31 protein-coding genes are annotated in these 26,226 nt (G+C 71.2%); 8 read left to right on the top strand and 23 right to left on the bottom strand.

The features are described from left to right. The first annotated feature begins 22 nt into the window (after nt 1-22). A complete protein-coding gene (locus AB0M08_RS01430) occupies nt 23-1,123 on the top strand; it encodes a hypothetical protein (protein ID WP_364486547.1) in 1,101 nt (366 codons plus the stop codon). A gap of 64 nt (nt 1,124-1,187) precedes the next feature. On the opposite strand, the gene AB0M08_RS01425 is transcribed toward AB0M08_RS01430, so the two are convergent. Then, the gene (locus AB0M08_RS01425) at nt 1,188-1,649 is read right to left on the bottom strand and encodes an Lrp/AsnC family transcriptional regulator (RefSeq protein ID WP_364486544.1); all 462 of its coding nucleotides are present in this window, start codon (nt 1,647-1,649) and stop codon (nt 1,188-1,190) included. Nucleotides 1,650-1,711: 62 nt separating this feature from the next. Here AB0M08_RS01425 and ddaH point away from each other — a divergent pair, with 62 nt between their 5' ends. Together ddaH and AB0M08_RS01415 are read left to right on the top strand one after the other, a co-directional pair. Further along, complete coding sequence (ddaH, locus tag AB0M08_RS01420) at nt 1,712-2,548, top strand: dimethylargininase (protein ID WP_364486541.1); 837 nt, start codon at nt 1,712-1,714, stop codon at nt 2,546-2,548. A gap of 142 nt (nt 2,549-2,690) precedes the next feature. Next, nucleotides 2,691-3,254, top strand: coding sequence for a bacterial proteasome activator family protein (locus AB0M08_RS01415; RefSeq protein ID WP_364486538.1), 564 nt, complete (start codon nt 2,691-2,693; stop codon nt 3,252-3,254). A 39-nt stretch (nt 3,255-3,293) separates the two neighbouring features. Here the strand turns inward: AB0M08_RS01415 and AB0M08_RS01410 are convergent, their stop codons facing one another. The 4 genes from AB0M08_RS01410 to AB0M08_RS01395 form a co-directional block, all read right to left on the bottom strand. Continuing rightward, nucleotides 3,294-4,088, bottom strand: coding sequence for an HAD family hydrolase (locus AB0M08_RS01410; RefSeq protein WP_364486535.1), 795 nt, complete (start codon nt 4,086-4,088; stop codon nt 3,294-3,296). Then, entirely contained in the window at nt 4,088-4,900 is an 813-nt protein-coding gene (locus AB0M08_RS01405) for an HAD family hydrolase (protein ID WP_364486532.1), read from the bottom strand. The genes AB0M08_RS01410 and AB0M08_RS01405 overlap by 1 nt, the downstream gene beginning before the upstream one ends. 108 nt (nt 4,901-5,008) lie before the next feature. Further along, nucleotides 5,009-6,268 (bottom strand): serine--tRNA ligase, encoded by a 1,260-nt coding sequence (serS, locus tag AB0M08_RS01400; RefSeq protein ID WP_364486529.1) that lies wholly within the window; start codon nt 6,266-6,268, stop codon nt 5,009-5,011. Between the two features lie 11 nt (nt 6,269-6,279). Then, nucleotides 6,280-6,903: a hypothetical protein gene (locus tag AB0M08_RS01395; protein ID WP_364486526.1), complete on the bottom strand. Its 624-nt coding sequence runs from the start codon at nt 6,901-6,903 to the stop codon at nt 6,280-6,282. 66 nt (nt 6,904-6,969) lie between these two features. Between AB0M08_RS01395 and AB0M08_RS01390 the strand changes: the two genes are divergently transcribed. Next, entirely contained in the window at nt 6,970-7,398 is a 429-nt protein-coding gene (locus tag AB0M08_RS01390; RefSeq protein WP_364486523.1) for an OsmC family protein, read from the top strand. Nucleotides 7,399-7,491: 93 nt separating this feature from the next. Then, nucleotides 7,492-7,845: a metallopeptidase family protein gene (locus tag AB0M08_RS01385; protein ID WP_364486520.1), complete on the top strand. Its 354-nt coding sequence runs from the start codon at nt 7,492-7,494 to the stop codon at nt 7,843-7,845. Here the strand turns inward: AB0M08_RS01385 and pheA are convergent. The 5 genes from pheA to AB0M08_RS01360 all read right to left on the bottom strand — a co-directional run bounded on the left by pheA (nt 7,842) and on the right by AB0M08_RS01360 (nt 11,132). Then, complete coding sequence (pheA, locus tag AB0M08_RS01380; protein WP_364486517.1) at nt 7,842-8,768, bottom strand: prephenate dehydratase; 927 nt, start codon at nt 8,766-8,768, stop codon at nt 7,842-7,844. The genes AB0M08_RS01385 and pheA overlap by 4 nt on opposite strands. An 18-nt stretch (nt 8,769-8,786) precedes the next feature. Further along, nucleotides 8,787-9,353 (bottom strand): hypothetical protein, encoded by a 567-nt coding sequence (locus AB0M08_RS01375; protein WP_364486514.1) that lies wholly within the window; start codon nt 9,351-9,353, stop codon nt 8,787-8,789. A 28-nt stretch (nt 9,354-9,381) separates the two neighbouring features. Beyond that, on the bottom strand, nt 9,382-9,768 hold the full coding sequence (locus AB0M08_RS01370) for an ACT domain-containing protein (protein ID WP_364486511.1): 387 nt from the start codon (nt 9,766-9,768) through the stop codon (nt 9,382-9,384). An 83-nt stretch (nt 9,769-9,851) separates the two neighbouring features. Continuing rightward, entirely contained in the window at nt 9,852-10,313 is a 462-nt protein-coding gene (locus tag AB0M08_RS01365; RefSeq protein ID WP_364486508.1) for a hypothetical protein, read from the bottom strand. Nucleotides 10,314-10,406: 93 nt separating this feature from the next. Beyond that, nucleotides 10,407-11,132: a hypothetical protein gene (locus AB0M08_RS01360; RefSeq protein WP_364486505.1), complete on the bottom strand. Its 726-nt coding sequence runs from the start codon at nt 11,130-11,132 to the stop codon at nt 10,407-10,409. A gap of 275 nt (nt 11,133-11,407) precedes the next feature. Between AB0M08_RS01360 and AB0M08_RS01355 the strand changes: the two genes are divergently transcribed. Further along, nucleotides 11,408-12,583 carry an arginine deiminase gene (locus AB0M08_RS01355; RefSeq protein ID WP_364486502.1) on the top strand — a complete coding sequence of 392 codons (1,176 nt, stop codon included), beginning with the start codon at nt 11,408-11,410 and terminating at the stop codon, nt 12,581-12,583. 311 nt (nt 12,584-12,894) lie between these two features. On the opposite strand, the gene AB0M08_RS01350 is transcribed toward AB0M08_RS01355, so the two are convergent. The 9 genes from AB0M08_RS01350 to AB0M08_RS01310 all read right to left on the bottom strand — a co-directional run bounded on the left by AB0M08_RS01350 (nt 12,895) and on the right by AB0M08_RS01310 (nt 21,535). Next, a complete protein-coding gene (locus AB0M08_RS01350; protein WP_364486500.1) occupies nt 12,895-13,770 on the bottom strand; it encodes a DUF5926 family protein in 876 nt (291 codons plus the stop codon). 208 nt (nt 13,771-13,978) lie between these two features. Further along, the gene (locus AB0M08_RS01345; protein ID WP_364486498.1) at nt 13,979-15,163 is read right to left on the bottom strand and encodes a HAMP domain-containing sensor histidine kinase; all 1,185 of its coding nucleotides are present in this window, start codon (nt 15,161-15,163) and stop codon (nt 13,979-13,981) included. 147 nt (nt 15,164-15,310) lie between these two features. Continuing rightward, a complete protein-coding gene (locus AB0M08_RS01340) occupies nt 15,311-16,108 on the bottom strand; it encodes a glycerophosphodiester phosphodiesterase family protein (protein ID WP_364486496.1) in 798 nt (265 codons plus the stop codon). Next, the gene (locus tag AB0M08_RS01335) at nt 16,105-16,440 is read right to left on the bottom strand and encodes a rhodanese-like domain-containing protein (protein WP_364486493.1); all 336 of its coding nucleotides are present in this window, start codon (nt 16,438-16,440) and stop codon (nt 16,105-16,107) included. The genes AB0M08_RS01340 and AB0M08_RS01335 overlap by 4 nt, the downstream gene beginning before the upstream one ends. A gap of 21 nt (nt 16,441-16,461) precedes the next feature. Next, entirely contained in the window at nt 16,462-17,571 is a 1,110-nt protein-coding gene (locus AB0M08_RS01330) for an LCP family protein (protein WP_364486490.1), read from the bottom strand. Between the two features lie 49 nt (nt 17,572-17,620). Continuing rightward, a complete protein-coding gene (locus AB0M08_RS01325) occupies nt 17,621-18,763 on the bottom strand; it encodes an LCP family protein (protein WP_364486487.1) in 1,143 nt (380 codons plus the stop codon). 102 nt (nt 18,764-18,865) lie between these two features. Then, nucleotides 18,866-20,542, bottom strand: a complete 1,677-nt coding sequence (locus AB0M08_RS01320) for a cation acetate symporter (RefSeq protein WP_364486484.1) — start codon at nt 20,540-20,542, stop codon at nt 18,866-18,868. Continuing rightward, complete coding sequence (locus tag AB0M08_RS01315) at nt 20,539-20,865, bottom strand: DUF485 domain-containing protein (protein WP_364487107.1); 327 nt, start codon at nt 20,863-20,865, stop codon at nt 20,539-20,541. Before AB0M08_RS01315 ends, AB0M08_RS01320 begins: the two co-directional genes overlap by 4 nt. Nucleotides 20,866-20,971: 106 nt before the next feature. Continuing rightward, a complete protein-coding gene (locus AB0M08_RS01310) occupies nt 20,972-21,535 on the bottom strand; it encodes a flavin reductase family protein (RefSeq protein WP_364487104.1) in 564 nt (187 codons plus the stop codon). Nucleotides 21,536-21,584: 49 nt separating this feature from the next. Here AB0M08_RS01310 and AB0M08_RS01305 point away from each other — a divergent pair, with 49 nt between their 5' ends. Continuing rightward, nucleotides 21,585-21,869, top strand: coding sequence for a hypothetical protein (locus AB0M08_RS01305; RefSeq protein ID WP_364486481.1), 285 nt, complete (start codon nt 21,585-21,587; stop codon nt 21,867-21,869). Here the strand turns inward: AB0M08_RS01305 and AB0M08_RS01300 are convergent. Next, nucleotides 21,814-22,539, bottom strand: coding sequence for a GntR family transcriptional regulator (locus AB0M08_RS01300; RefSeq protein ID WP_364486478.1), 726 nt, complete (start codon nt 22,537-22,539; stop codon nt 21,814-21,816). The genes AB0M08_RS01305 and AB0M08_RS01300 overlap by 56 nt on opposite strands. Nucleotides 22,540-22,673: 134 nt before the next feature. On the opposite strand from AB0M08_RS01300, the gene AB0M08_RS01295 reads away from it, so the two are divergent. Beyond that, nucleotides 22,674-22,901, top strand: coding sequence for a hypothetical protein (locus AB0M08_RS01295; RefSeq protein WP_364487101.1), 228 nt, complete (start codon nt 22,674-22,676; stop codon nt 22,899-22,901). 1 nt (nt 22,902) lies between these two features. Here AB0M08_RS01295 and AB0M08_RS01290 read toward each other — a convergent pair whose 3' ends face one another. The 3 genes from AB0M08_RS01290 to AB0M08_RS01280 all read right to left on the bottom strand — a co-directional run bounded on the left by AB0M08_RS01290 (nt 22,903) and on the right by AB0M08_RS01280 (nt 26,182). Then, a complete protein-coding gene (locus AB0M08_RS01290) occupies nt 22,903-24,525 on the bottom strand; it encodes an ABC transporter permease (protein ID WP_364487098.1) in 1,623 nt (540 codons plus the stop codon). Nucleotides 24,526-24,584: 59 nt separating this feature from the next. Then, nucleotides 24,585-25,364: an ABC transporter ATP-binding protein gene (locus AB0M08_RS01285; protein ID WP_364486475.1), complete on the bottom strand. Its 780-nt coding sequence runs from the start codon at nt 25,362-25,364 to the stop codon at nt 24,585-24,587. Between the two features lie 131 nt (nt 25,365-25,495). Further along, nucleotides 25,496-26,182, bottom strand: a complete 687-nt coding sequence (locus AB0M08_RS01280; protein WP_364486472.1) for a hypothetical protein — start codon at nt 26,180-26,182, stop codon at nt 25,496-25,498. Nucleotides 26,183-26,226 lie beyond the last annotated feature (44 nt).

Genomic DNA, 26,226 nt, shown 5'->3' with positions numbered 1-26,226 from the left:
TGACGGGAACGGAGGTGCGATCATGACGGCAGAGGGCGCGGCGGGCGAACAGTCCGAGGGTGTGTTGCTCGAGGAACCGACCACGGCCGACCTGCGGGCCAAGGTCACTCAGGCGTGGCGCGAGTTCGCGACGGCGCTGGCCGGTGTGCTGCCCGGCCTGCCGCCCGGCGCGCAGATCGACGTCACGCTGGACCCGACCGCGTCCGGTACCGGGTCCGCGGTCTACTCGGTCAGCATCCGGGTCCTGGCGGACGGCGTCATCGAGGCGCTCGCGGTCGGCAACGCGGCCCTGCCCCAGGAGTACCGGATGGACCGGGCCACGGTCGCCGACATGGTGGCGCTCGGCTGGTCGCCGCCGGGCGTGCTGGCCGGCTCCGGCGAGTCGTTCGGCCTCCGCTCCGAGCAGGACAGGTCGGCCCAGCTCGCCACGGTCGTCACCCGGACGCTGCGCGACGTCTACGGCGCCCCGCACCCGGCGTTCCTCGTCTACCTGGTCCACGACGAGCAGGACGAGCCGATCGAGGCCGCGCCCCTGGCCACCGCCCGGCACGAGCCCGGCCTCGACGCGGGTCTGAGCCTGGCGGACCTGGACGACGAGGAGGCGCTCGCCGAGGCGATGGCGGGCGTGGCGGCCGACGAGATCGTGCCGCTCGACGAGCGGGTGCGCACCGTGGTCGCGACGATGTCCAAGACCACCGTCGACCAGCTTCAGGTCGACACCGACGGCGACATCGGCATCCGGGCCGGTTCCGCCATGGTCTTCGTCCGGGTACGCGACAATCCGCCGCTGGTCGACGTCTTCTCGCCGATCCTGACCGAGGTCGAGCCGACCGAGCAGCTCTACGTGAAGCTCTCCGAGCTGACCAACCGGATGCCGATCGGCCGGCTGTACTGCGCGCAGGACACGGTCTGGGCCTCGATCCCGGTCTTCGGCCGCAACTTCCAGGCGATCCACCTGATGCTCGCCGTCCAGGTGATGACGGGTCTCGCCGACGAGCTGGACGACCGCCTGCACGGCGAGTTCGGCGGCAAGCGCTTCTTCGGCGAGGGCGACAAGCCCACCGCGCCGAAGTCCGAGAAGTCCGACGAGGACGAGGGCCACCGCCCCGGCATGTACCTCTAGCCCGGGTTCCGCGACACGGGCTGGACATCACAGCTGGGCCGCGTTCGGGATTGCGAAACGCGGCCTAGTCGGGCAGGACCGGGACCGCCGCCGGGGTGTCGACCAGGCGGGACAGGACGACCATGCTGCGGGTCGAGGTCACGAAGGATTCGGCCCGCAGTCGTTCCAGCGCCTGTTCCAGGTGACCGATATCGGCCGCCCGGAGGTGGACCAGCGCGTCCGCCTGGCCGGAGACCGTGTACGCGCCGATCACCTCGGGGTGCCGCCGCGTCGCGACCGCGATCTGTGCCGGGGTGGTCCGCCCGGTGCAGAAGAGCTCGACGAACGCCTCGGTCGTCCAGCCCACCGCGGCCGGTTCGATGACCGTGGTGAAGCCCTTGATCACCCCGCTGGCGCGCAGCCGGTCGACGCGGCGTTTGACGGCCGGGGCGGAGAGGGAGACCTTGGCGCCGATCTCCGCGTACGAAGCGCGAGCGTCGGCGACGAGCAGCGCAATGATTCGCTGGTCGACCGCGTCCATCTGCAACGATTCGCCTCCGAGGAGCAAGAATTAGAGCTGTTTGCAAAAGCGCAGCCTACCTACGCTAAATGCTCATGAGCCACCTGGAGCGTTTGCCGCGAATCCGGACATACCTTATGTGTCCGCCCGAGCATTTCACGGTCGAGTACACCATCAACCCCTGGATGGACACGACCGTCGCGGTGGACACCGTGCGGGCGCTCAAGCAGTGGGAGTCGCTCCGCGCCACCCTGGTCGATCTCGGTCACCGGGTGCACGTCCTGGACGCCCGCCCGGGGCTGCCGGACATGGTCTACTCGGCGAACGGCGCGTTCTCGGTCGACGGCACCGTCTACGGCGCGCGCTTCCGCTATCCGCAGCGCTCCGACGAGGCCGAGGCGCACCGGGCCTTCTACGCCACCGACGGCACCTGGCGGTTCGTCGCTCCGGAGCACGTCAACGAGGGTGAGGGTGACTTCGCCTACCTGCCCGCGGCGTACGGCGGACTGGTCCTCGCCGGGTACGGCTTCCGCACCGACCCGGCCGCGCACGCCGAGGCGCAGGAGGTGCTCGGCCGGCCGGTGATCTCGCTGCACCTGGTCGACCCGGCCTTCTATCACCTGGACACCGCGCTCGCCGCCCTCGACGACCGCAACGTCACCTACTACCCCGGCGCGTTCTCGGCGGCGTCGCAGCGGGTGCTCGCCCAGCTCTTCCCGGACGCGGTGCTCGCCGACCGGGGTGACGCGGAGGCGTTCGGCCTCAACCTGGTCAGCGACGGCCGCCATGTGATCCTGAACACCGACGCGACCGGGATGGGGCGCAAGGTGCGGGATGCCGGGTATCAGCCGGTGCACGTCGACCTCTCCGAGCTCAAGCGCGGCGGCGGCAGCGTGAAGTGCGCGGTCGCCGAGTTGCGCGCCTGAGAAGCCTGCACCGCGCCGATCCGCCACCGCGTTGCGGTGATTGCCGCGTTGCGGTGATGCCGCGCCGAGCTGCGTGCCTGAGGTCGTCCACAGGGCCGGACCGCGGTCGGCGATCGTCGTACCGGTGCGCAAAGATGGAGCCATGACCGACGACACCCGCACCACCGAGCACAAGGAAGACGGCTCCGTCATCGTCGTGGGCCCGGAGGGACGCCCGATGGGCACGATCGAGCCCGACGGTTCGCTCACCCCGGAGGAGCCGGGCAACCTCATCGAGCAGCCCGCCAAGGTCATGCGCATCGGCAGCATGATCAAGCAGCTGCTGGAGGAGGTGCGGGCCGCTCCGCTGGACGAGGCGAGCCGCAGCCGGCTGCGGGAGATCCACCAGCGCTCGATCACCGAGCTGGAGGACGGTCTCGCGCCGGAGCTGCGCGAGGAGCTGGAGCGCCTCTCCCTGCCGTTCGAGGGCGAGACCCCGCCGAGCGAGGCCGAGCTCCGGATCGCCCAGGCCCAGCTGGTCGGCTGGCTGGAGGGGCTCTTCCACGGCATCCAGGCGGCGCTGGTCGCCCAGCAGATGGCGGCTCGCCTGCAGCTGGAGCAGATGCGTGGCGGCGTTCCGGGTCGTCCGGCACTGCCGATGGGCACGCTTCCCGGCAAGCAGGCGGCGGCCGGCGAGTTCCACGGCTCCGCGGGTCAATACCTCTGAATTCTCCGGGTACGCCCCCGGGCGTACCCGAGCAGGGTCTTAAAGGTCGAAGACCCTGCTCAGGTACTGTGCGACGCCGTCCTCGTCGTTCGATGCCGTGACCTCGTCGGCGATCGAGCGCAGGGCGGGGTGCGCGTTGCCCATCGCGACCGCCCGGCCGGCCCAGGTCAGCAGCGGGATGTCGTTGGGCATGTCGCCGAAGGCCAGCACCTCCGGCGCGGTGACGCCCTCCCGCTCGCAGACCCAGGCGAGCCCGGCCGCCTTGGTCACCCCGGCGGCCGAGATCTCCACCAGCGCGGACGACGACGACCGGGTGGCCTCCGCGCTGTCGCCCAGGATCTTGCTGCAGAGCTCCAGGAAGTCGTCCGGGTCGGCGGTCGCGGAGCGGGCCAGCAGCTTGACGGCGGGGGCCGAGGTCAGCTCCTCCGGGGTGGCGATCACCCGGACCTGGTGGTCGGTCTCCCAGCGGATCGTCCACGCCTCCTCATGCCGGAACACCCGGCCCTCGTCGACCTCGACGGCCAGGACGATGTCCGGTACGGCCTCGCGCAGCCGGCGGACGACGTCGACCAGCAGGTCGGTGGCGAGGGTGTCGGCCCGCAGGACCTCGTCGGTGTGCGGGTCGTAGACGACGGCCCCGTTCGCGCAGACCGCCGGGAGCGGGGCCGGCAGCTGGTCGTAGAGCTGGTCGAGCCAGCGCAGCGGGCGGCCGGTCACCAGGACCACCGGCACCGGCACCGCGGCCAGGACCTCGATGGTGCGGGGGCTGAGCGTGCGGTCGCTGCGGATGAGCGTGCCGTCGATGTCGGTGGCGACGAGCCGGATAGATCGCATCACCGCGACAGTAGCCGGTCCAGGAAGACCGCCACCCCGTCCTGGTCATTGGTGAGCGTCACATCATCGGCGACGGCGAGCAGCTCGGGGTGGGCGTTCGCGACCGCGACCCGGCCCCAGCCGGCCCAGCCGAACATCGGCAGGTCGTTCGGCATGTCCCCGAAGACCAGCACGTCGGCCGGGTCGACGCCGACCGCCTCGGCGACCACGGCGAGACCGGTGCCCTTGTCCACGTTCGCCGGGCAGATCTCCACGTAGTCGAGGCCCGCCTGGGTCACCGTGGCCACGTCGGCCGGCACCACCCGGCGGGCGATCGCCAGCAGGTCGTCGACGCCCATCCGGAACGACCGGGCGAACGCCTTGATCACCTCGCCGCTGCAGCACTCCACGCGGGTCCGCGCCTCGACGGTGACCGGGTAGCGCCAGGTCGGGTCGAAGTCGCCCCAGAGCGGGGAGTCGTCGTGCTCCAGGGCCTCGAACATCACCGAGAGCGGCCCGGCCACCGACTCCATCCGGGCCAGCACGTCGGCGAGTACCCAGCCGGGCAGCCGGGACTGGCGCAGGTAGCGGGATTCGGCCTGGTCGAGCACCCAGCCGCCCTGGGCGAGCACCAGGTAGTCGGCGACCCGGATGTCGTTGCGGACCAGCGAGGTGAGGCGGGGGCCGCGCCCGGTGGCGGCCACGATCCGGATACCGGCGGAGCGGACCTTCTCCAGGACCTCGTGGGTGTACGCGGAGACGGTGTCGTCACTGCGTACCAGAGTGCCGTCCAGGTCCGTGGCGATCAGCTTGGGAAGACCGGGCTTGAGCATCGATACCTCCGAGGGTGATGAAACCCCCGCGGAGGGCGGAAGGAGAACGGTACACCCGCCTGGCTAGCAGCAGCTATGACTTCTGGTAGCCGGGCGGTTGCTAGATCGTTACTTGGCGGGCTCCAGGATCTCCCGGCCCAGGAAGGGCTGGAGAGCCTTCGGCACGCGTACCGAGCCGTCCGGCTGCTGGTGGTTCTCCAGGATCGGGATCAGCCAGCGGGTGGTGGCCAGCGTGCCGTTCAGCGTCGCGGCGGTCTGCGACTTCCCGTCCTCGTCGCGGTACCGGATGTTGAGCCGGCGGGCCTGGAACGTGGTGCAGTTCGAGGTCGAGGTGACCTCGCGGTACCGGCTCTGCGACGGAACCCACGCCTCGCAGTCGTACTTGCGGGCCGCGCTGGAACCGAGGTCACCGCCCGCCACGTCGATCACCCGGTACGGGATCTCGACCTTGGCCAGCATCTCCTCCTCCATCGCGAGCAGGCGCTGGTGCTCGGCGAGCGCGTCCTCCGGCTTGCAGAACGAGAACATCTCCACCTTGTCGAACTGGTGGACCCGCAGGATGCCGCGGACGTCCTTGCCGTGCGAGCCGGCCTCGCGCCGGTAGCAGGTCGACCAGCCGGCGAACCGGGCCGGACCCTGCGACAGGTCGATGATCTCGTTCGAGTGGTAGGACGCGAGCGGCACCTCCGACGTGCCGACCAGGTAGAGGTCGTCCGCCTCGAGCCGGTAGATCTCGCTGGCGTGCGCGCCGAGGAAGCCGGTGCCCTCCATCGACTCCGGCCGGACCAGCGACGGCGTGATCGACGGCGTGAAGCCGTGCTCGACCGCCTGCGCGATGGCGAGCTGGAGCAGGCCGAGCTGGAGCAGCGCGCCGACGCCGGTCAGGAAGTAGAACCGCGAGCCGGACACCTTCGCGCCGCGCTCGGTGTCGATCGCGCGCAGTGCCTCGCCGATCTCCAGGTGATCCTTCGGGTTCGCGATCTCGGGGATCTCGCCGACCTCGCGCAGCACGACGAAGTCGTCCTCACCGCCGGCCGGCACGCCCGCCTCGACGACGTTCGGCACGGCCAGGTGCGCGCGGCGCAGTGCCTGGTCGGCCTCGCCGGCCGCGGCCTCGGCCGCCTTCACCTCGAGAGCGATCTCCTTGGTACGCGCGAGAAGTGCCGCCCGCTCGTCCCCGGAGGCCTTCGCGACCTCTTTCCCGATGGACTTCTGCTCGCCCCGGATCGCCTCGAACCGCTGGGTCGCGGAACGGCGCTCCTCGTCGGCGCGCAGCAGCGTGTCCACCAGCTCGGGGGACTCGCCGCGCTGTCGCTGGCTGGCGCGGATCAGTTCGGGGTCGTCGCGAAGCAGACGCAGGTCAATCACGGTTGTCGAGCCTACCGGTTGGTGACCCCGTCGTTCACTCGGCTTTCGACCGCGGTGACGGTCAACTCCAACGGGGACTCCGGCAGCGGATCGTCGGATCTGCCTCGCCGCCACCGTGGTTCGTTCACCGGCTCGGTCTCGCGGCCGGCGAGCCAGAGGGCGGCCAGCGCGAGGGATACCCCGGCGAGGGCACACCAAACACCGCGTCCATATGTCACCCGAAGGTGCTCAGTGGTGAGTTCCACCGTGTAGAAGCGGGACACCAGCCGGCTCTGGTCGCCGAGCAGCCGGACCAGGGCGAGCAGCGCGGCGAGCAGGGTGCCGCCGACGGCGTACCCGCAGAGGCGGGCGTACACCCGGCCGGAGAGGGGGCCGAAGACGGCCAGGACCACCGTCGTGACCAGGAGGAGGAGGCCCACCAGATAGGCCGCGCCGAGCCCGCCGAGATCGACCAGGTCGGTCGGGAGCATCCGCGAGGAGTCCAGCTCGTCGTCGCCGAACGCCATCCCGTCCACCGTGGTGACCTGCCACTCGGAGACCAGCGAGGCGAAGGCCGCGACCCCGCCGAGCGCGGCGGTCAGCGGGGTGATCCGCCGGTCGGTGGCGAGGTCCCGCAGGAGGGTGAGGCGCGGCATGTGATCCATGATGGCCCGCGCGCGGTCGGCCTTCCAGCGCGCCACGAATGGGCTAGCGTTTCCTTCATGCCTATTCGTTCCGCTACAGCCCGCTGGGAAGGGAACCTCACCGAGGGTTCCGGCACTGTGAAGACCGGTAAGGGTGGTCTCTCCGGGAACTACTCGTTCAAGTCGCGCTTCGAGGAGGGCGAGGGCACCAACCCCGAGGAGCTCATCGCGGCGGCCCACTCCGGCTGCTTCTCGATGGCGTTCTCCAAGGGGCTCGCCGACGCGGGCTTCACGCCCACCTCGGTGGAGACCGTGGCCAAGGTGCACATGGACAAGACCGACGCCGGCTTCGGGGTCTCCCGCATCGACCTGGAGACCGTCGGCGTCGTGCCCGGCATCGACGACGCGACCTTCCAGAAGATCGCGGCGGACGCCAAGGAGAACTGCCCGATCTCGCGCCTGCTCTCGCCGGGCGCCGCGATCAGCCTCTCCGCCACGCTGTCCTGATCTCTCCTGTCCTGTCGGCACGGCCGGGTGACGGACACTCGTGCCGTGTCGGCTCATAACCGCGACACAGCATCACGAGGCACAATGGTGATCGTGCCGGTGGACATGGGTCGAGAGCGCTTCGAGGAACTGGTGGGCGAGGCGCTCGACGAGGTGCCCAACGAGTTGCTCTCCCTGATGAACAACGTGGTCTTCCTGGTCGAGGACGCCCCGCCGGACGGCAGCGACGACCTGCTCGGCCTCTACGAGGGCACCGCGCTGACCGAGCGCGGCTGGGACTACGCCGGCGCGCTGCCCGACCGGATCACCGTGTACCGCCTGCCGACCCTCAAGGTCTGCGAGTCGGAGGACGACGTGATCGACGAGGTCGCGGTCACCGTGGTCCACGAGATCGCCCACCACTTCGGCATCGACGACCAGCGCCTGCACGACCTGGGCTGGGGTTAGATTTTCCCGGAACGGATGCGCTCCAGCCAGGTGGCGGAGCCGTCGAAGTCGGTGTCGGAGAGGCCCGCGGGGGCCGGGACCGGCTCCTCGGGCTGCAGACGGTGCCGGGCGTAACTGCCCAGGAAGCGGACCTCGGCGCAGATCCGGCGCAGGCCCTGCAGCGCCTCGCCGACCCGGGCCTCGGCCACGTGGCCGGTGCAGTCCAGGAAGAAGAAGTACGTCCCCAGCTGCTCGCCGGTCGGGCGGGACTCGATCCGGGACAGGTTGACACCCCGGACGGCGAGCTCGGTCAGCACCGCGAGCAGCGCGCCCACCTGGTCGTGCCGAATCGAGACGGCCAGCGAGGTCACGTCGTCGCCGGTCGGCGGCGCGGGCGGGGCGGGGCGGGTGAGCAGGGCGAACCGGGTGACCGCGTCGGCCCGGTCGGCCACCTTCTCGGCGAGCACGGTCAGCCCGTTCTGCGGTACGCCGATCGGCGCGCAGAGGGCCGCGTCGTACTCCCCGGCGGCGGCGTTGATCGCGGCGGTCGCGTTGGAGAGCACGTCGACCACGACCGCGTCCGGCACGTTCGACTCCAGCCAGCGCCGGCACTGGGCCGAGGCCTGCGGGTGCGCCGCGATGTGCCGCAGCCCGGCGAGCGGCTTGGGCCCGTCGGCGGCGAGCACGAACTCGACCGGCAGCAGCACCTCCCGGGTGATCATCAGCGGGCTGCCGGTGACCAGCTCGTCCAGGGTGACCGGGATGGCGCCGCCCACCGAGTTCTCCAGGGGGACCAGCGCGGCGTCCACGTCGCCCGAGCGGACCGCCTCGACGGCCTCGGGCACGCTCCGGGCCGGGATGCGCACGCCCTGCTCGGCGGCGGGGAGCGTGCGCAGGGCCGCCTCGGTGAAGGTGCCCTCGGGGCCGAGGTAGGTGAAGCGCATGACGTGCAGTTTAGGCCGTCAGAAGCCGCAGGCCATGACCCGGATCCCGGCGGGCGCGCTCTGCACCCGGGAGTTGCAGACGTCGGTACCGGCCGCGACGAAGGTCAGCGTGCTGCCCTTGCCGGTGGCGACCACCATCAGCGGCTCCAGCTCGTCGGCGCTCTTGCCGGCGATCTCCACCGTGGTGAACGACCACTCACCCGAGCAGAACGGCCCGTCCTGCACCTGCAATGTCTCGTCCGGTACGCCGTCCTTCCCCTTGATCATGGTGAGGATCTCGGTGCCGGTCGGCTGGCCGGTGCACGTGGCGGCGTGCGAGGGGGTGGGCGTCGGCGTGGGTGACGTGGTGGTCGCGAGGGTGGTCGGCACCTGAAAAGTCGGATATGTCACGGTATATCCGGGAAGGGCGGTCGCGACGGCGGAGGGTGCCGCATAGGACGGCAGCGGTGGTGCGATCGGGGATGCCGAGAGGCTTCCGGCTGCGCGGGGCGCGCTGGTGGGTAGGACCTTCGGCGGCGCACCGCAGGCGCCGATCATCAATAGGGCGCCCGTGGCCAGGGCGAGGCGATGTGTGCGGGGGGACACCCGACCATGGTAGGAGCCGGACGTATCGTCAGCCAGCTATTCGATGCCCGGCGGCGGTCAGCGTGTTGACCGCCTCGGTCAGCCGTACCGTCGGCACCAGCAGATAGTCGGTGTCGAACGTGGAGAACGTGACGATGTTGACCCGGGCCTCGGCGAGCGGCCCGACCAGCGAGGCCAGCACGCCGGTCATGGCGAGCTCGAGCCCGGCGACGCGCAGACATCGCCAGGCCGTGTCGACCTCGGCCCCCTCCGGTACGCGCCCGGCCGGGCAGATGATCGAGATCTCGTCGAGGCCCCAGGTCACCGAGATGACGCTCTTGTCGTCCGGACCTGCGGTGAGGGCGCCGGGCAGGGTGGAGCCGGCCGGCAGGCGGCACACCGAGTACTCATCCGGTAACAGGTCTAGATCGAGCATGACGGCAGACTACGTTACGGATCGGTAACACCCAATGGTTGCCTCATGCGGCAAACGCCACACCGCCATGGACAAACCGGGTGTCAGTAGCGAACCGGGGACAGGAAGGTCAGCGAACCGGCCACCCGGGCGCCCGCGAGCAGCGGCGTGGAGACCGCGTCGAGGGTCAGCGGCGGCTCGCCCGGACCCGGGAGAACCCGCATCAGGCCACGGGCCAGGCGCTCGCTGCGGACCGCGAGCAGCGGCGGGATCTTGTCCGCTTCCGGTCCTTCCAGCGGCCCGGCCAGCCCGGTGAAGTCGATCAGCTCCAGCGCGGTGCTCAGCCGCTTGCCCAGCGCCTCGACCGGCTTGCCCAGGCCGAGCAGCTCGCTGCAGGACGGTGAGACGGCCAGGATCAGTCCGCTGGCGTCGATGATCAGGCAGGGCTCCTCGGCCGCGGCCACGGTGCCGGCCCAGCGCTCGACGCTGGAGACGAACTCGGCCTCGGCCGGTGTGCGTGCCTGGGGGACGAACGCTCCCGAGAGGGAGAGCTCAACATGCGCCACCCGCTCCTCCTCGCTTCCATCGCATCGACCGGGGCGCCCCGGTCTCGTCACCACGAGGCCGGAGCGCGCCGTCGACGGCGTTCGCAAGGAACGTTACCGGCGGGTCGACCGCTTGTCAGCGGCCGTCTGTCCGTTGCTGTACCAACGGTAGTCACCCGCCGGCCGGTAGGGCGCGTTGGCCCAGGTGGACGGGTTCTGAGCCACGGCTGAAAGTTTGCTCGCCGTGGCCGGGGAGAGGCGCGCACCCCCGGCGATCAGCAGCCGGTCGAGCTCCTTGTCGGTGGCGACCAGGCAGTCCTTCGGGAGGCCGTGGACGCTGATCACACCGGAGCCGACGAAGGCCAGGACCGGGGTGACGGGTACGTTCAGCCCGACCACGGCGGTGAGCGCCTTGGCGGCCCGGCGGGCGTCACGGCGCGCCTCGGCCACGTAGTTCGGGCGCTTCCCGTTGATCTGGACGACGTCCCCGGCGATCAGGACGCGGGAGCGGCCGTGGTCGGCCACGCTCACGGCGTAGACGCCGCCCGGGCCGATCGCGAGGAAGCCCGCGCGGTCGTCGGTCGGGTCGGGCTCGTAGTACGACTGGGTCATGTCGTAACGCGGCCAGTCGATGATGTGCCAGTTGGGCCCGAGGCGGTCGAGCCGGGTCAGCGCGCGGGCGCTCGCGGCTTCGACGCGGCGGGCCTCCCGGTCGGCACGGCGGCGGCGGGCCCACTCGGCGGGCGTCAGGCGCGGACCCTCGAGTGCGGGCGGACCGGACGTGAGTGCGGCTCGGGATGTCGTGGTGGGCAGGGCAGGGCGGGCGGGGAAGACAGTCACTGCGACCTCCGGCAAAAGGTCAGACGGGCTCTCTTTTCCAACTACCGTACGTGCTCGACCCCCTACGGAAAAGGTCGGGAGGTAGGAAGGAAAGAGGAAGGAAGGTGGGTGAATGCCGCATTCACGGACAACGTCTTCTTGCTAATGGCGCATCTCGCGCGGTCTACACCCACGGTTCTCAAGCTAACGCGGTAGTTCATTCGACGCATGGGCGTCCCAAGATCTAGTCATAACGTCACCACCCGATCGCGGTCGGTACGGGCTAACGTCGGACCGTGTACGTCGACAGTGAAGTCAGCCGGCTCCGTACCGTCCTGCTCCACCGCCCCGGCCCCGAACTGGCCAGATTGACGCCGAGGAACAGCGGCTCCCTCCTCTTCGACGGCATCCCGTGGGTGGGCCGGGCCCAGGAGGAGCACGACGGATTCGCCGAGGCGCTCCGCTCCCGGGACGTGGAAGTGATCTATCTCAACGATCTGATCGCCGAGACGCTGACCGTCCCCGAGGCCCGCGCCGAGCTGACCGCCGGGGTGCTGGACGATCCCCGGCTCGGCGACGCGCTGCGGGCCGGCGTCGCCGACTACCTCGCCGACCAGCCGCCCGAGGGCCTGGCCCGGGTGCTTGTCGCCGGCCTGGCACACGAGGAGATGAAGCCCAGCCCGGGCAGCCTCGTCTACGCGATGCTCGACAAGCACGACTTCGTCATCGATCCGCTCCCCAACCTGCTCTTCACCCGGGACTCCGCGGTCTGGGTCCGCGACCGGGTCGCCGTCACCAGCCTGGCGATGCCCGCCCGGCGCCGGGAGACCACCCTCACCCACGCGATCTACCGCTTCCACCCGCGCTTCGCCGGCGTGAAGCTCCTGTACGACCCCACGCTGGAACCGGTCGAGGGCGGCGACGTCCTGGTGCTCGCCCCCGACGTGCTCGCCGTCGGCGTCGGCGAACGCACCACCCCGGCCGGCGCCGAACGTCTCGCCCGCCGGGCCATCGGCGCCGGGCTCGCGCATACCGTGCTGGTGGTCCCGATCGCCCAGGAACGCGCCACCATGCACCTCGACACGGTCTGCACCATGGTGGACGTCGACGCCGTCGTCATGTACCCGAACGTCGCCCACGACCTGCGCGCCTGGACGATCACCGACACCTCGATCCGCCCGCTCCGCCCGTTCCTGGAGGCCGCCGCCGAGGCGATGGGCATCGACCACCTGCGCGTCATCGACACCGGCCTCGACCCGGTCACCGCCGAACGCGAACAGTGGGACGACGGCAACAACACGCTCGCCATCGCCCCGCGCCTCTGCGTCGCCTACGAGCGCAACATCGAGACGAACGCCCAGCTCGAGCGCGCCGGCATCGAGGTGGTCCGGATCAGCGGCTCCGAGCTGGGCTCCGGCCGCGGCGGCCCCCGATGCATGAGCTGCCCGATCACGAGAGACCCATTGTCGTAGCGGGGCGGCAGCCTTCAGTCCGTTTCAAGGGTGGCGGGAGGGCGGTTGGACGGGGTGCGGACCGTCCCTCCCGCCGAGGGCCCCTGCGGTCTTCGCCGGCCGCTGGCGCGTCCAGAGCGCTCAGCCCTCCGGGGCGACGTGCGTGAGTGGTTGCGCCCCACGCGACGACCGTGCCCACTCGAGGCCGTAGCGCGGCGCGAGGTTCTGGCTGGTGCTCAGGGGTCTCTCGCTGCGCTCGAGACACCCTGGAGCACCAGCCAGAACCTGGCAGCGCGGTACGGCCCCGGCCACGTGCCGGGCTTGCGGGTGGGTCAGCGGAGGGTGAGCTGGCGGCCGATCAGGCCCTGCTTGGCGCGGCGGGCGGCGGCGTCGAGCGGCTCGTCAACGGCGAGGGTGTCCGCGTAGCGCTTGGCGAAGTCGGCGAGCGGGGCCTCCCAGTCGGCGCCCTCCGGCTCGCCCGGGATGTCCCAGACCGGGACCAGCAGGCCGTGCGCGCGGAACATGCCGGCGAACTTGGTCTCCTCGCCGAGCAGCAGGTCGCCGGCGGCGGAGAGCCGGGCCAGCGCGTCGAGTGCCCGGTCCTCGTCGTCGGCGAGCACCCAGCGGACGTGACCCTTGTCCGGGGCGATCCGGCACCAGTAGGCGGCCTTCGCGGCGGTGAGCCGGACCGTCGGGTAGATCGAGGCGTTGGCGCGCTCCAGCGAGGCCTTGACGTTGGCGTCCTGGATCTGGTCGGCGTCGAGCCAGTACTCGAAGCCGTCGTGCATGGTCACGTCGAGCGGGCCGTCGGCGAGGATGTCCTGCAGCCGGAGACCCTCGCCGGGCAGCGACGGGACCGCGACCGGCTCGCCCGGCTCGGTACGCAACGCGGCCAGGATCGCCACGGCCAGGTCGCGGGAGACGTCACCGGACTGGACGTGCCGCTGCAGCCCGACGAAGACCTCGCCGTCGCGGCGGATCATGGCGGGCCACGCCATCGGCAGGACGGTCGACAGGGTGACCGGGCGGTCGCCGTACTCGGCGGTGATCTCGGGCTTGAGGGTCAGCGATGCCGAGGCGGCCGGGACCAGCTCACGGAGGGCGACCCATTCGGGCTCGTCGGCCAGACCCTCGAACGGGCGGGCGACGAAGATGTCCCGGACCTTGGTCTTCGGGGCGGTCTCGCGGGGCTTGCGACGCTTGCTCACGAGGAACCAGCCTAGGCGGTCTTCCCCGGCGGGTGGTGACGCGGGCCACCCTCGCCGCCCCGGCAGCCTGGTCACCTGCGGCTTCCCGGAAGCCGAACGCACCGGACGCGCGTGGCTTCCCGGGGGACGGACGCACGGGACGCGCGTGGCTTCCCGGGGGGACGGACGAGCGGGGCGTGCGTGGTCTCGCGGGCGGCGGGCGAGCAGGTCACGCGCGGGGGAAACGGACCTCGGCGATCGTGCCGCCGCCCTCGCGCGGGCGCAGCGAGACCCAGCCGTTCTGGCGCTCGACCAGCCGGCGGACGAGGTAGAGGCCGAGCCCCGCGCCCGGCTGGCGATGATCGCCGGACTCCGACTGCCAGTACCGCTCGAAGGCCCGCTCCACGTGCTCCGGGGCGATCCCGGCGCCGCGGTCGGAGACCCGGAAGCGCAGCGTGTCCTCGTCGGTGCCGGCGCAGACCTCGACCGTGGTCTCCGGCGGCGAGTACTTCTCGGCGTTGGTGGCGAGCTCGGTGAGGATGGTGGCGATCGAATCCCGGTTCCCGTACGCCTTAGGCAGCCCCTCGGGCAGCTCGCCCAGGTGCAGGCGTGCCCGGAGCACGGCGGGCAACTCGCCGACCGCCTCACGAAGCGTCCCGACGAGGTCGAACGGGCCCGCCGGGCTGGCGCCGACCGCGCCGTCGTCACTGGCCGCGGAGAGCAGCCGGTCGACCAGCCGGGCCAGCTCGCCGGCGCGGTTGCCGATCACGCGTACGGCATCGCGCCGCCCCGCATCGGTGAGCGTCTCCCAGTGGTTGGTGAGCGTGTCCGCGTACCCCTTGATCACGGTGACCGGGGTACGCAGCTCGTGGCTGGTGACCGCGACCCAGAGGTTCTGGTTCTCCTGGCCCGGGTCCCGGCCGTGCGAGGGCAGCCCGTTGGACGAGCGGTAGAGCCGCCCGACCAGCCCGGCCAGCAGCTCCAGCACGGCCTGGTGCTCGGGCTCCGGCTGCCCGCTCTCCGCGCCGAAGAAGACGTGCAGCGACCCGGCGAACCGGCCGCCCGCCTCGCACCGGGCGCCGAGCATGTGCCGCGGGTCGCCGCCCTCGATCCGGCGGGCGAACTCGTCGTTGACCGAGTCGAGCGGAACCAGCAGGGGCCGGCCGCCGCGCCGCTGGTCGTCGGGGCTCTTCACCCGGCGCCCGATCGCGGCCTCGCCGACCCCGGTGGCCGCGATGATCCGGCCGTGGCCGTCGGAGTACTCCGCGAAGCCGGCGCCGCGCGCGCCGAGCACGTCCTGGGCGAGCCGGACCAGGTGTTGCAGCACGGCGAGCCCGGTCTCCCCGGCGTTGACGCGGTCGAGGATCGCGATCTGGCCGAGGGTCAGAGCGGGGTAGTCGGGGCGGTCCGGCATGTCTGTGAGTCTGCCTCGCCCCCCGTCCTGGTGCGAATGTGTCGACGATCACATGACGGAGCGACCGGGCCGGGCGATCACCTGATCGGCCGGGTCGGCAGGAGAGCCGAGTCAAGGAGGAGGGCCGCGTCAAGGAGGAGGGCCGCGTCAGGAGGAGAGCCGGGCCAGGTGGTCCAGGACGAACTTCGGGCGATCGCTGATCACGCCGTCCACCCGGTTGCGCAGGACCAGCTCCAGGTCCGCCGGCTCGTTCACCGTCCAGACATACGTCCGGTGGCCCGCCGCCCGCATCGCCGGGAGGAGCCCGGGCCGGTTGCGGACCAACTCCACCCCGGGACCGGCGATCCGCGACCCGAACGGCAGCTTCCCCTTGCCGACCCCGGGCGGGAGGAGCTCCAGCAGGTAGACGGTGGGTATGGCGGGCGTCTTGGCGCGGATCCGGCGCAGGGCGAGCGCCGCGAACGACATCACCGTCACCTGCACCGGGTCGTCGGGCTTCGGGTCGGCGAGGCCGTACCTCCGCAGCAGTTTGATCAGCCGGCGCTCCACCTCCGCGCCGTACACGGAGGGGTGTTTGGTCTCGATCAGGAGTTTGACCGGGCGCCCGCAGCCCAGCACCGCCTCCAGCAGCCGCTCCAGGGTGAGCAGGCGGCTCAGGTCGGGCAGCTCCTCGTCGGCCGGGTAGCCGGGGTGCCAGGAGCCGAAGTCGAGCCGTTCCAGCTCGGCCAGCGTACGGCGGCTGACCAGGCCTTTCCCGTTACTGGTGCGCTTGAGTCCGCGGTCGTGCACGCAGACCAGATGCCCGTCCCGGGTGAGACGGACATCGCACTCCAGGCCGTCCGCCCCCTCCTCCAGCGCACGGAGGTACGCCCCGAGCGTGTGCTCGGGCAGCGCGTCGGCGCCGCCGCGGTGCGCGAAGACGAGCGGGCGGTATCCGGTGGTCACAACACCCGGGCCGGTTGCCCGTCCTCGCTGACCACGTCACGGCCGGCGGTCGCCCAGGACCGCATCCCGCCCTCCATGTTGCGGACGTTGTCCCACCCGTTGTTGACCAGGTAGGCCACGACCTGGCCGGAGCGCCCGCCGGACCGGCAGATCACGACCACCTCGCCGTCCTGAGGCACCTCGGCCATCCGGGCCGGGACCTCCATCATCGGCAGGTGGTGGGCGCCGGGGGCGTGGCCCGCGGTCCACTCGTCCGGCTCGCGCACGTCGAGCAGGTAGGCGTCGGGGGAGACTTGATCAGCGGTCACGCTGGGTACCTGAGGTCCGAACACGGGATTCAGCGTACGGCGGGCTCACTTCTCGGTGGCGACGACGTCCGGGTTGCTCAGGATGAACCGGTCGAGCCGATCCTGCTTGACGGCGGCGTACATCAGGGCGCTCTTGGCGGTGACGCCCTCCCGGCCGTTGGCGTTGCCGGCGAACGTCCCGTCGTTGGTCCGCAGCAGCACCATGTCGTTGGCCGCGACCTTCTTGAGGCTGAGCGCGTAGTCGGCGATCGACACGTAACCGGTGTCCACCACCAGCGACCTCCCGGCCGCCTGGAGCAATCCCGCGATCTTGACCGGGTTGGAGAGGAGGCCGGTGCGCGCCGCCTTCTTCGCCATCGCCTTGACCAGCTGCTGCTGGTGGCGCTGCCGGTCGTAGTCGCCGTTCTTCAGGCCGTAGCGCTGCCGGGCGTAGTCGAGCGCCTTCCAGCCCGCCATGTCCCGGCAGCCGACCCGGTGCACGACCGGCTTCATCGGCCGGCCGGTCCGGCGGGCCTCGGCCAGGTACATCGGCCGTCCGCCGACGTAGACCATGTGATGCGAGACGACCTGCTGGTCGACGCAGAGGTGTACGCCGCCGAGCCGGTCGATGACGCTCTTGAAACCGCCGAAGTTGATGATCGCGGCACCGTCGAAGCTGATCCCGGTCATGTTCTTCAGGGTGGCGGCGAGCAGCTGGGCGCCGCCGGTCCAGCCGCCGCCGTGCTGCGCGCCCCAGAAGAACGCCTCGGTGGCCTTCACGGTCCCGCCCGGGTAGCCGTTGCGGGGGAACGCCGGCACCGTCACCTCGGTGTCCCGCGGGATGGAGATCAGGTACGCCCGGTCGTGGCTGGCCGGGATGTGCAGGATGATGATGGTGTCCGCGTGCAGGGCGTCCTCGGCCCAGCGCTCCCGCGCGTCCACGCCCATCAGCAGCAGGTCGACCGGCCCGACCAGGTTGTCGAAGTCGGCGCCCTGGGCGACCGTCTTCGCCGCGCCCCCGGTCAGGTTCGCCTGGACGATCGTGCTGGTGGCCCGGTGGAGCAGCACCTGGCCGGCGGCGAGCGCGGAGCCTGCGGCCAGCGTCAGCACCATCCCGAGCGCGATGGTCAGCTTGGCCCAGAGCGGGGCGAACGCACGCCGGGCCGTGAGCGTCATGTAAGACCATACGGACGCTCACGACCCCGGCTGAGTGACCGGCCGGTCGTCAGTTCTTCTTAGCGTTTTCGGCGAGCCATTCCGTCATCGTGTCGGCGGCCATCGCGTCGTAGAGGGCGATCGCCTTCTCCTTGTCCGAGACCACCACCGACTGGCCGCTGATGGTCTCGCTGCCCTTGTTGGGGCTGGTGATGAAGGTGAGGTTGTCGCCGCGCAGGCTGCGGAACTGCACGACCATGTCCTCCAGCGAGAAGTCCTGGTCGACGGTGACCGCCGCGGTGACCGCATCGAGGAACGCGCTCAGCTTGGTCGGGCTGGTCAGCGTGCCGCTGCTGGCCGCCTTGTCCATGATCGCCTTGAGGAACTGCTGCTGGTGCTGCATCCGGGCGAAGTCGCCGCGGGCGAACTGCTTGCGCTGGCGCACCCAGTCCAGGGCCTGCGCGCCGTTCATGTGCATCATGCCCTTGGTGAACTTCCGGTACGGCTTGTGGATCGACGTGATGGTCTGGTCGACGTTGAGGTCCACGCCGCCGAGCGCGTCGGTGACCTCCTTGAAGCCGCCGAAGTCGATCGCCATCACGTGGTCCAGGTGCACGTCGGTCATGCACTCGACGGTGCGGACCGCCCGCGGCAGGCCACCGAAGGCGAACGCCGCGTTGATCTTGGCGCGGCTGCCGGTGCTGCACGCCGCGTTGTTGCCGCTCGGGATGTTCACCCACAGGTCGCGGGGGATCGAGACGATCTGCGCGCTCTTGTGGTCGGCCGGCACGTGCATGATCATCAGCGTGTCCGCGCGCCAGGCGTTGGCCGAGTCGGTCTTGCTGTCCGGATCCCGCGAGTCGCTGCCGACCAGCAGGATGTTGAACGCGCCGTCGACGGTCTTCTCCGGCCGCCCGTCGGTGATGTCGGCGAACGCGTCGGTCCGCTTCAGGTTCTCGTCCAGGCCGGTCAGCTTGTTGTACGCGTAGATGCCGAGCACCAGCGCGAGCACCAGCACGACCGCGCCGGCGACCAGCAGGATCCGGCCCCACTTCGGGCGCAGCCGGGGTCCCTTGCCGCCCTGGTACGAGTGGCCCCGGTCGGGCCGCGGGTAGGAGCGGTCACGGTCCCCCGGCGGCGCGGAATAGCCGCCGGACGGCGGGACGGAGGCCCGCCCGGGGGAATTGCCGCTGGGGGAGGTGGTCGCAGACATGCACCCAGATTAGGTCGGTACGGCCACCGATCCGGATTCTCGACGCGCGACGGCACGAAGGTGGGAGTCGGGGCTCCCCGTCAGGAGCCCCGAACCCACGGATCAGTGCGCCCCGTGCCCGGTCAGCGACCGGACCTCGAGCTCCGCGTACTTCTCCGGCTCGCTCTCCTTGGAGAGCACGGTGCCCAGCCAGCCGAAGAGGAAACCGAGCGGGATGGAGATGATGCCCGGGTTGGAGAGCGGGAACCAGTGCCAGTCCTGCTCCGGGAACATGGCCGTGGCCGAGCCCGAGACGACCGGCGAGAAGAACACCAGGATCACCGCGCTGGCCAGTCCGCCGTAGATCGACCAGAGCGCGCCCGAGGTGTTGAACCGCCGCCAGAAGAGGCTGTACAGGATCGCCGGCAGGTTCGCCGAGGCCGCCACCGCGAAGGCGAGGGCCACCAGGAACGCCACGTTCAGGCTCTGCGCGAAGATCGACAGGGCGATGGCGATCGCGCCGATGATCAGCGCGGCGAACCGGGCGACCCGGACCTCCTCACGCTCCGAGGCGGTGCCCCGCTTGAGCACGCTGGCGTAGAAGTCGTGCGCGGTGCTGGACGACGACGCCAGGGTCAGACCGGCGACCACGGCCAGGATGGTGGCGAAGGCGACCGCCGCGATGATCGCCAGCAGGATCGCCCCGCCGGTGTCCCCGCCGAAGTAGTCGACGCCCAGCTTCTGGGCCAGCTGTGGTGCCGCGGTGTTGCCCGCCTTGTCCTGGGCGGTGATCGCGGTGCCGCCCACCAGGGCCGCCGCGCCGAAGCCCAGAGCCAGGGTGAAAAGGTAGAACGTGCCGATGATGCCGATCGCCCAGAGCACGCTCTTGCGGGCGATCCGGGCGGTCGGCACGGTGTAGAACCGGGTCAGGATGTGCGGCAGACCGGCCGTGCCGAGCACCAGCGCGAGGCCGAGCGAGAGCAGGTCCATCTTGCTGTAGAACGTCTCCAGCCCGGTGGGCTTCTCGACGCCGTACCGCAGGCCCGGTTCGAGGAACGCGTCGCCCTTGCCGGACTGCGCGGCGGCGTCACCGAGCAGGCTGGACAGGTTGAACCGGTAGTGCGCGAGCACCAGCAGGACCATCACGAACGCGCCGGTCATCAGCATGAACGCCTTGACGATCTGCACGTACGTGGTGCCCTTCATGCCGCCGACCACCACGTACACGATCATCAGCGCGCCGACCAGGATGATCGTCCAGACCTTGGCCTGCGCCGCGGTGAGCCCCAGGAACGTCTGGTCGGCGGTGATCCCGAGCAGCAGCGAGACCAGCGCGCCGGCGCCGACCATCTGCGCGATCAGGTAGAAGATCGACACCACCACGGTGGAGACCGAGGCGGCGGTACGCACCGGGCGCTGGCGCATCCGGAAGGCCAGCACGTCGGCCATCGTGTACCGGCCGGAGTTGCGCAGGAACTCGGCGACCAGCAGGAGCGCGACCAGCCACGCGACCAGGAAGCCGATGGAGTAGAGGAAGCCGTCGTAGCCGTAGAGCGCGATCAGGCCGGCGATGCCGAGGAACGAGGCGGCCGACATGTAGTCGCCGCCGATCGCCATGCCGTTCTGGAAGCCGGAGAACTGGCGGCCGCCGGCGTAGAAGTCGGTGGCCGTCTTGGTCTGCCGGCTGGCCCAGATGGTGATGCCCAGGGTGATCGCCACGAAGACCAGGAAGAGCGTGATGGTCAGCGTCCGCGAGGTGCTGGACGTCGCCTCGGCGGCGAGAAACGGATCCGGCGTCATTCGGAGCTCCCCTCGACACCGTCGTGGATCTGGTCGGCGAGCGGGTCCAGCTTCTGGGCCGCGTACCGGGAGTAGTACCAGGCGATCAGGAATGTGGAGAGGAACTGCAGCAGGCCGAAGATCAGCGCGACGTTGACGTGGCCGATCAGCTTGATCGCCATGAAGTCCCGCGCGTACGCGGAGAGCAGCACATAGAGGGCGTACCAGAGGATGAACGCGACCGTGGTCGGGAAGATGAAGCGGCGCAGGGTGGTGCGCAGTCGATCGAATTCCTCGGAGTTCTGCACCTCGAGGTATCTCTCGGAGGATGCCGGCACTCGGATTCACCACCTTCGTGGGGGTGGGCGGACTTTCCGGCACCGTACGAAGGAAACGGCGGCCCTCCGAGCCGCCGGTCGAGGTGTGCGCTGAGTGGTGATCTGACTGCGCTCAGCGGTATCTGCCTCGATAGTGGACCAGCGGCTCCGCGGCCTCGCCGACCTCGATCGTCTCGATGACCGCCTCGACCAGCAGGGCCCAGCCGCACGGCCGCTCGGCGTCGAGGCGGCACCCGGCCCAGGTCCCGGCGTCCGCGGGTACCGGGCCGTACCCGGTCTGCCGCCACTCGCCGGCGGCGAAGAGCCCGCCCGGCGCGGGCATCAGCCCGGCGAACCGGTCGGCCAGCTGCCGGTCGGCCGGGGTCAGCGGGATCACCGCGAACCGGCCGCTCGCCGAGACCGCGTCCCAGAAGTCGCTCTCCTCGTCGATCAGCCCGAGGACCCGGCCCGGATCGCCGTCGGCGACCAGGACGGAGGAGACGGTCAATCCGGACGGGCCCGGCGTGGTCCAGAGCGTGACCGGGGCGGCGAGGCGGCCGCGGAGGCGCCGGGTCGGGGACTTCGCCGTGTCGGGGACGGCGAACGGATCGGTGGAGTGAATGCGTCCACCCGGCTCATCGGTGCTCACCCGATCATTCTCCCGTTTACAAATCCTGCACGTGGCTACCCGAATCAATTGATCAACAGCTATTTTCCTCAGAAGGTCTTTCGGAAGGGGATGCCGCATGCCCGAGCAAGCGCTGCGGCCGGGTGACGTCGTCCAGGTCGGCGTCGAGGCGAGTGTTCAGTTCGCCGGCGACCGGGCACTGACCTTCCGGGTCATCCGGGTCGACCCGCGGATCACCTACGACGGCTGGATCTGGCTGGACGGCTACGTCCTCGGTCCGGCGGGCAACGCGCTGCAGCGGCGGCGGATCTTCGTACGCCAGGCCGGGCTGCGACCGGTGCGCCCGGTCAACCCGGCGGCACCGGCAGGTCGTAACGGATCTCGAACCGCTGGCCGGCCTTGATCATCACGGTCACCTCGACCGGCCGGTCCCCGTCGGTGAACCCGATCCGGAACTGACGGAGCACCGGCACGTCACCCGGCAGCCGCAGGGCGATCAGCTCGGTCACCGTGGCCGGGCGGACCGAGACCCGGTCGATCGCGCGCCGCAGCGGATGGCCCAGCGCGGCGAGCACCGCGGGCGCGCCACCGGGCAGGGGATCCGCCTCGGTCAGGGCGCTGCCGTACGCCACCGGTAGCGGGTAGTACGACCAGATCAGCTCGGCCGGTTCCCCGTCGAGCAGGCGCACGTGATGCCGGCGTAGCACCGGCTCGTCCCGGTCCAGGCCGAGCGCCTCGGCGACCGGGGCCGGCGCGGGCACCTCGCCGACCGTGGCGGGCGCCCCGCCGGGTGGTCGGTCCGCGGCGGCCGGGATCTCGGCGGGCCGGCGGCCGGTGGTCACCACCGACCTTCCCTTGTGGCCGGTGAGCAGGCCCTCCGCCTTGAGGATGGCGAGTGCCCGGGTGACCGTCATGTTGTTGACGGCGTACCGGCGGGTCAGCGCGGCGGTGCTCGGGATGCGTTCGCCGGGGCCGATGTCGCCGGCCAGGATCTGGGCGCGAAGATCGCCGGCGAGCTGCCGTTGACGTGCTCGGATCCGGTCGTCGGGCACCTCGGGAACGGTGGCCGGCATGCCGGTGACTCCTTCCGACGAGCGAATGACGACGGGCGACGATCGGATCATCTCCCACTCACTCTCGAAAGTGGACGATCGACAGGCTGTGATCGTCATATACATTCTGTGTAATGTCGGTTGGGGGGTGGCGGATGACCGGCGACCTGCCGCGCGCGGGCGAGGTGCTCCATGTCGGGAGTGCCGCGAGTGTCCAGTTCGCGGGGGACCGCGCGCTGACGTTCCGGGTGATCCGGGTCGATCCGCGGATCACGTACGACGGCTGGCTCTGGATCGAGGGCTACGTCCTCGGCCCCTCCGGCGACGCGATCGAGCGCCGCCTGATCTTCGTCAAGCGCGAGGGAATCCGAAAAGTCCGGTGACTCAGCGCGGGGTGACCGCGGCCAGTACCTCGGGCATGCGCCGGTCCAGCAGGGCGCCGGCGAGGGTCGAGCCGATCAGGTACGCCACCGTCCCGTACCCGAGACCGAGCGGCAGGCCCACCCAGAGCCAGAGCGGCGGGAGCAGCAGCCCGGTCAGCACCACCGGCAGCGAGACGACCATCGTGCCGATCATCGCGGCCAGCGTGGGCAGACCCTTGGCCAGCCCGCCGCCGGAGGAGAGCGCGAACGGCCCGGTCGACTCGGGCAGCGCGAACGCGGCGCGCACCGAGAGCGGCAGCACCATCGCCAGCCCGGTGCCGTAGACCGCGAGCAGCGTCCCGAGCCGGGCCGGGATCATGTCCGGACGGCCGTCGAGCAGGCCGGTCACCACCGCCACGAGCAGCAGGATCGGGACCGTGAACAGGGCGTGCGCGGCGGCCCTCGAGTGCACCTCGACCCGGCCCGGCACCCCGGTGGCCAGATTCGTGGCGTACGCGCCGCCGTCGTACCCGAACTGGTTCGCCAGCGCGATCGGCGCGATCGCACCGACCACGAAGGCCATCCCGCCGGCACCGCCACCGCCGCCGTCCGTGCCGGTGATCGGGGCGAACACGCTGGCCAGAGGGAGGAAGACCCCCGCGGCGGTGAGGGTCACCAGGGTGGCGCGCCGCCGGGTCTCCCGCCACCAGTAGCGGGTCTCCCGCGCGACCAGGGCCCCGAACCGCGAGCGTGGCAGCCACCGGAACATCAGCTCGTCGACGGGTCCGCGCCCGGTCGGCCTGGCCGCGCGCGCCCCTGCGCCGGTCGCGGCGCCGAGCATGGCCCGCTCCAGCGTCCGCCCCCACCACCAGAGAAGACCGGAGACCGCCACGATCAGGATCAAGAGCTTTGCGGGTACGGCCCACAGCCGCCCCGCCGCCACGTCGAGGCCGACCGAGTACGGGGCGCCGAGCGGGGTCCAGCCGGCCACCTCCGCGATCGCCGCCGCGCTGTCCCAGTCCGCGCGGTCCACCAGCCCGAGCAGGAGCAGCTGGAGCGGACCGACCGAGGCGGCCACCAGGGCCAGCAGGATGGTCGCCGTGTCCCGGGCCCGCCGCCCCCGCAACGCCGTGGCGAAGGCGCTGGTCACCGCCCGGCTCAGGGCCACGCAGAGGAGCAGCCCGCCGACCACTCCGGCCAGTTCCGTCAGCGCGGCGCCGGGCCCGCCGAGCCGGGCCGCGGTGTCCACCATCCCGGCCGTCGCGCAGAGGGTGGCCAGCGCGGGCAACCCGACCAGGGCGGCCGTGCCGAGCCCGGTGATCAGGGTGCGCCGGGTCAGCGGCAGCAGCGCGAACCGGGCCGGGTCGAGCGACTCGTCGACGCCGAAGAAGAGCAGCGGGAGGAAGAGCCAGCCGAGCACCAGCAGCCCGCCGCCGAACGGCAGCAGCATGCCGGCCACCCGTGGGTTACCGAGCATGCCGGGCAGCGCGAAGACGGCGTACCCGACGACGGCCAGGAAGGAGGCGGCGGAGGCCCCGAGCACGAAGAGCACCACCCGGGCGGGGCGGCCGCGCAGCCCGTTCCGGGTGATCCGCAGCTTGAGCCGGACGAACGCGGTGACCGGCACGCTCCCGGCGCCCGCCACCCGGTCCGCCGCGGCGCCCGTCGTTTCCGCCGCGGCGCCTGTCGGGTCCGTCTCGGGGGTCAGAGCCACGCCAGCTCCGAACCGGTCGCCACCCGGCCGCCCACCACCTGCACGAACACGTCCTGCAGCGCACGCTCGCCGCGGACCTCGGCCAGCGTGCCGTGCATCCGCAGCACGCCGTCCGACATGATCGCCACGTGTGAGCAGAGCCGTTCGACCACCTCCAGCACGTGGCTGGAGAAGACCACGGTGCCGCCGCCGGCGACGTACCGCGCAAGGATGTCGCGGATCAGCGCCGCGGAGACCGGGTCGACCGCCTCGAACGGCTCGTCCAGCACCAGCAGGCGCGGGGCGTGCAGCAGCGCGCAGGCCAGCCCGATCTTCTTCTTCATCCCGGCCGAGTAGTCCACCACCAGGGTGCGGTTGCCGACGCCGAGCTCCAGCACGTCGAGCAGATCCCGGGCACGCTGGTCGACCACCTCGGGCGGCATCCCACGGAGCAGGCCGTGGTACCCGAGCAACTCCGGGCCGCTCAGCCGGTCGAACATCCGGGCGCCGTCGGGGAGCACGCCGACCAGGGCCTTCGCCGCAGCGGGGGCCTGCCAGACGTCGTACGAGAGAAGAACGGCCTGACCGGCGTCGGGCCGCAGCAGGCCCACCGCCATGGAGAGGGTGGTGGTCTTGCCGGCGCCGTTGGGGCCGAGCAGCCCGAAGAAGGACCCGGCCGGCACCTCCAGACTGACCTGGGAGACCGCGAGCTTGGTATCGAAATGCTTGACGAGACCGCGCAGCGACATGGCCGCGGCCGGCTCGCCCGAGCGTTGCGCCGGCACCGTCATGGCCCCGAACTTAACCGTAGGCCAGGTCGGGAGCCAGCATTGTCACCGTGATCCGGGTGTCCCGCGATCCCGCCAGACATCGCGGGGCACCCGGTCCGGTGGTCCTGGCTCGGCTCTTCGTCGGCGGGGACTCAGCCGACTCGCTCGATCACGGCCCGCCGGATGAGGAACTTGCCCGGCTCGCGGACCTCCTCGAAGGCCGCGTTATTGAGCAGCACGCAGCTGCCGGAGGTGGTCTGCACGGTGACCGTGATGCTCTTGCCGTTGTCCAGGTTCGTCACCTTCAGCACGGTCCCGAGGGGGAACGTCCCACTGGACGCGAACGGCTCACCCGCCTCGCCGGAGAGGGTGACGGTGGAGCCCTTGCAGACCACCTCGCCGGCTCCGGTCCCCGACGCGTCGCCGTTGCCCGCCGCGCTGCTCGTCGCGCTCGTGGTCGGCGCGGCGGTCGCGGTGGCCGTCGCGGTCGGTGCGGTGGTCGCCGGTGTCGTGGTGGGTGCGGTGGTCGCCGGGGCCGCGACCTCGCCGGTGCACCCGGCCTGCCGTCGCTGCAGGTTGATCAGGTCGACCACGGCCTGCCGGTTCGCGAGTACGGCGTCGGTCTGCGCGTTCGGGTGCGCCCGCTGATCCGCCATGAAGTCCAGCGTCTCCTGGAGCGACCGATCCAGCCCGTCGCAGGTGGTCGACGCGTTGCTCATCCCGGTGCCGACCGCCAGCGCCCCACCGGCCAGCGCCGCGACGACCGCCCCGATCATGATCTTCCGGTTGCGCCCGCTGAACCCGGTGCCGGGCCGCCGGTAGCTTCTCCGTGGTCTCATGCCGGGGTCTACGGGCCGTGTTCCTTAAGAGGCCGGGGACCGTA

Origin of the sequence: Actinoplanes sp. NPDC051851 (genome assembly GCF_040681165.1) — a bacterium.
Classification (GTDB): domain Bacteria; phylum Actinomycetota; class Actinomycetes; order Mycobacteriales; family Micromonosporaceae; genus Actinoplanes.
The sequence above is the reverse complement of the archived record's forward strand: the minus strand, read 5'-3'. Positions and strand labels throughout refer to the sequence as shown.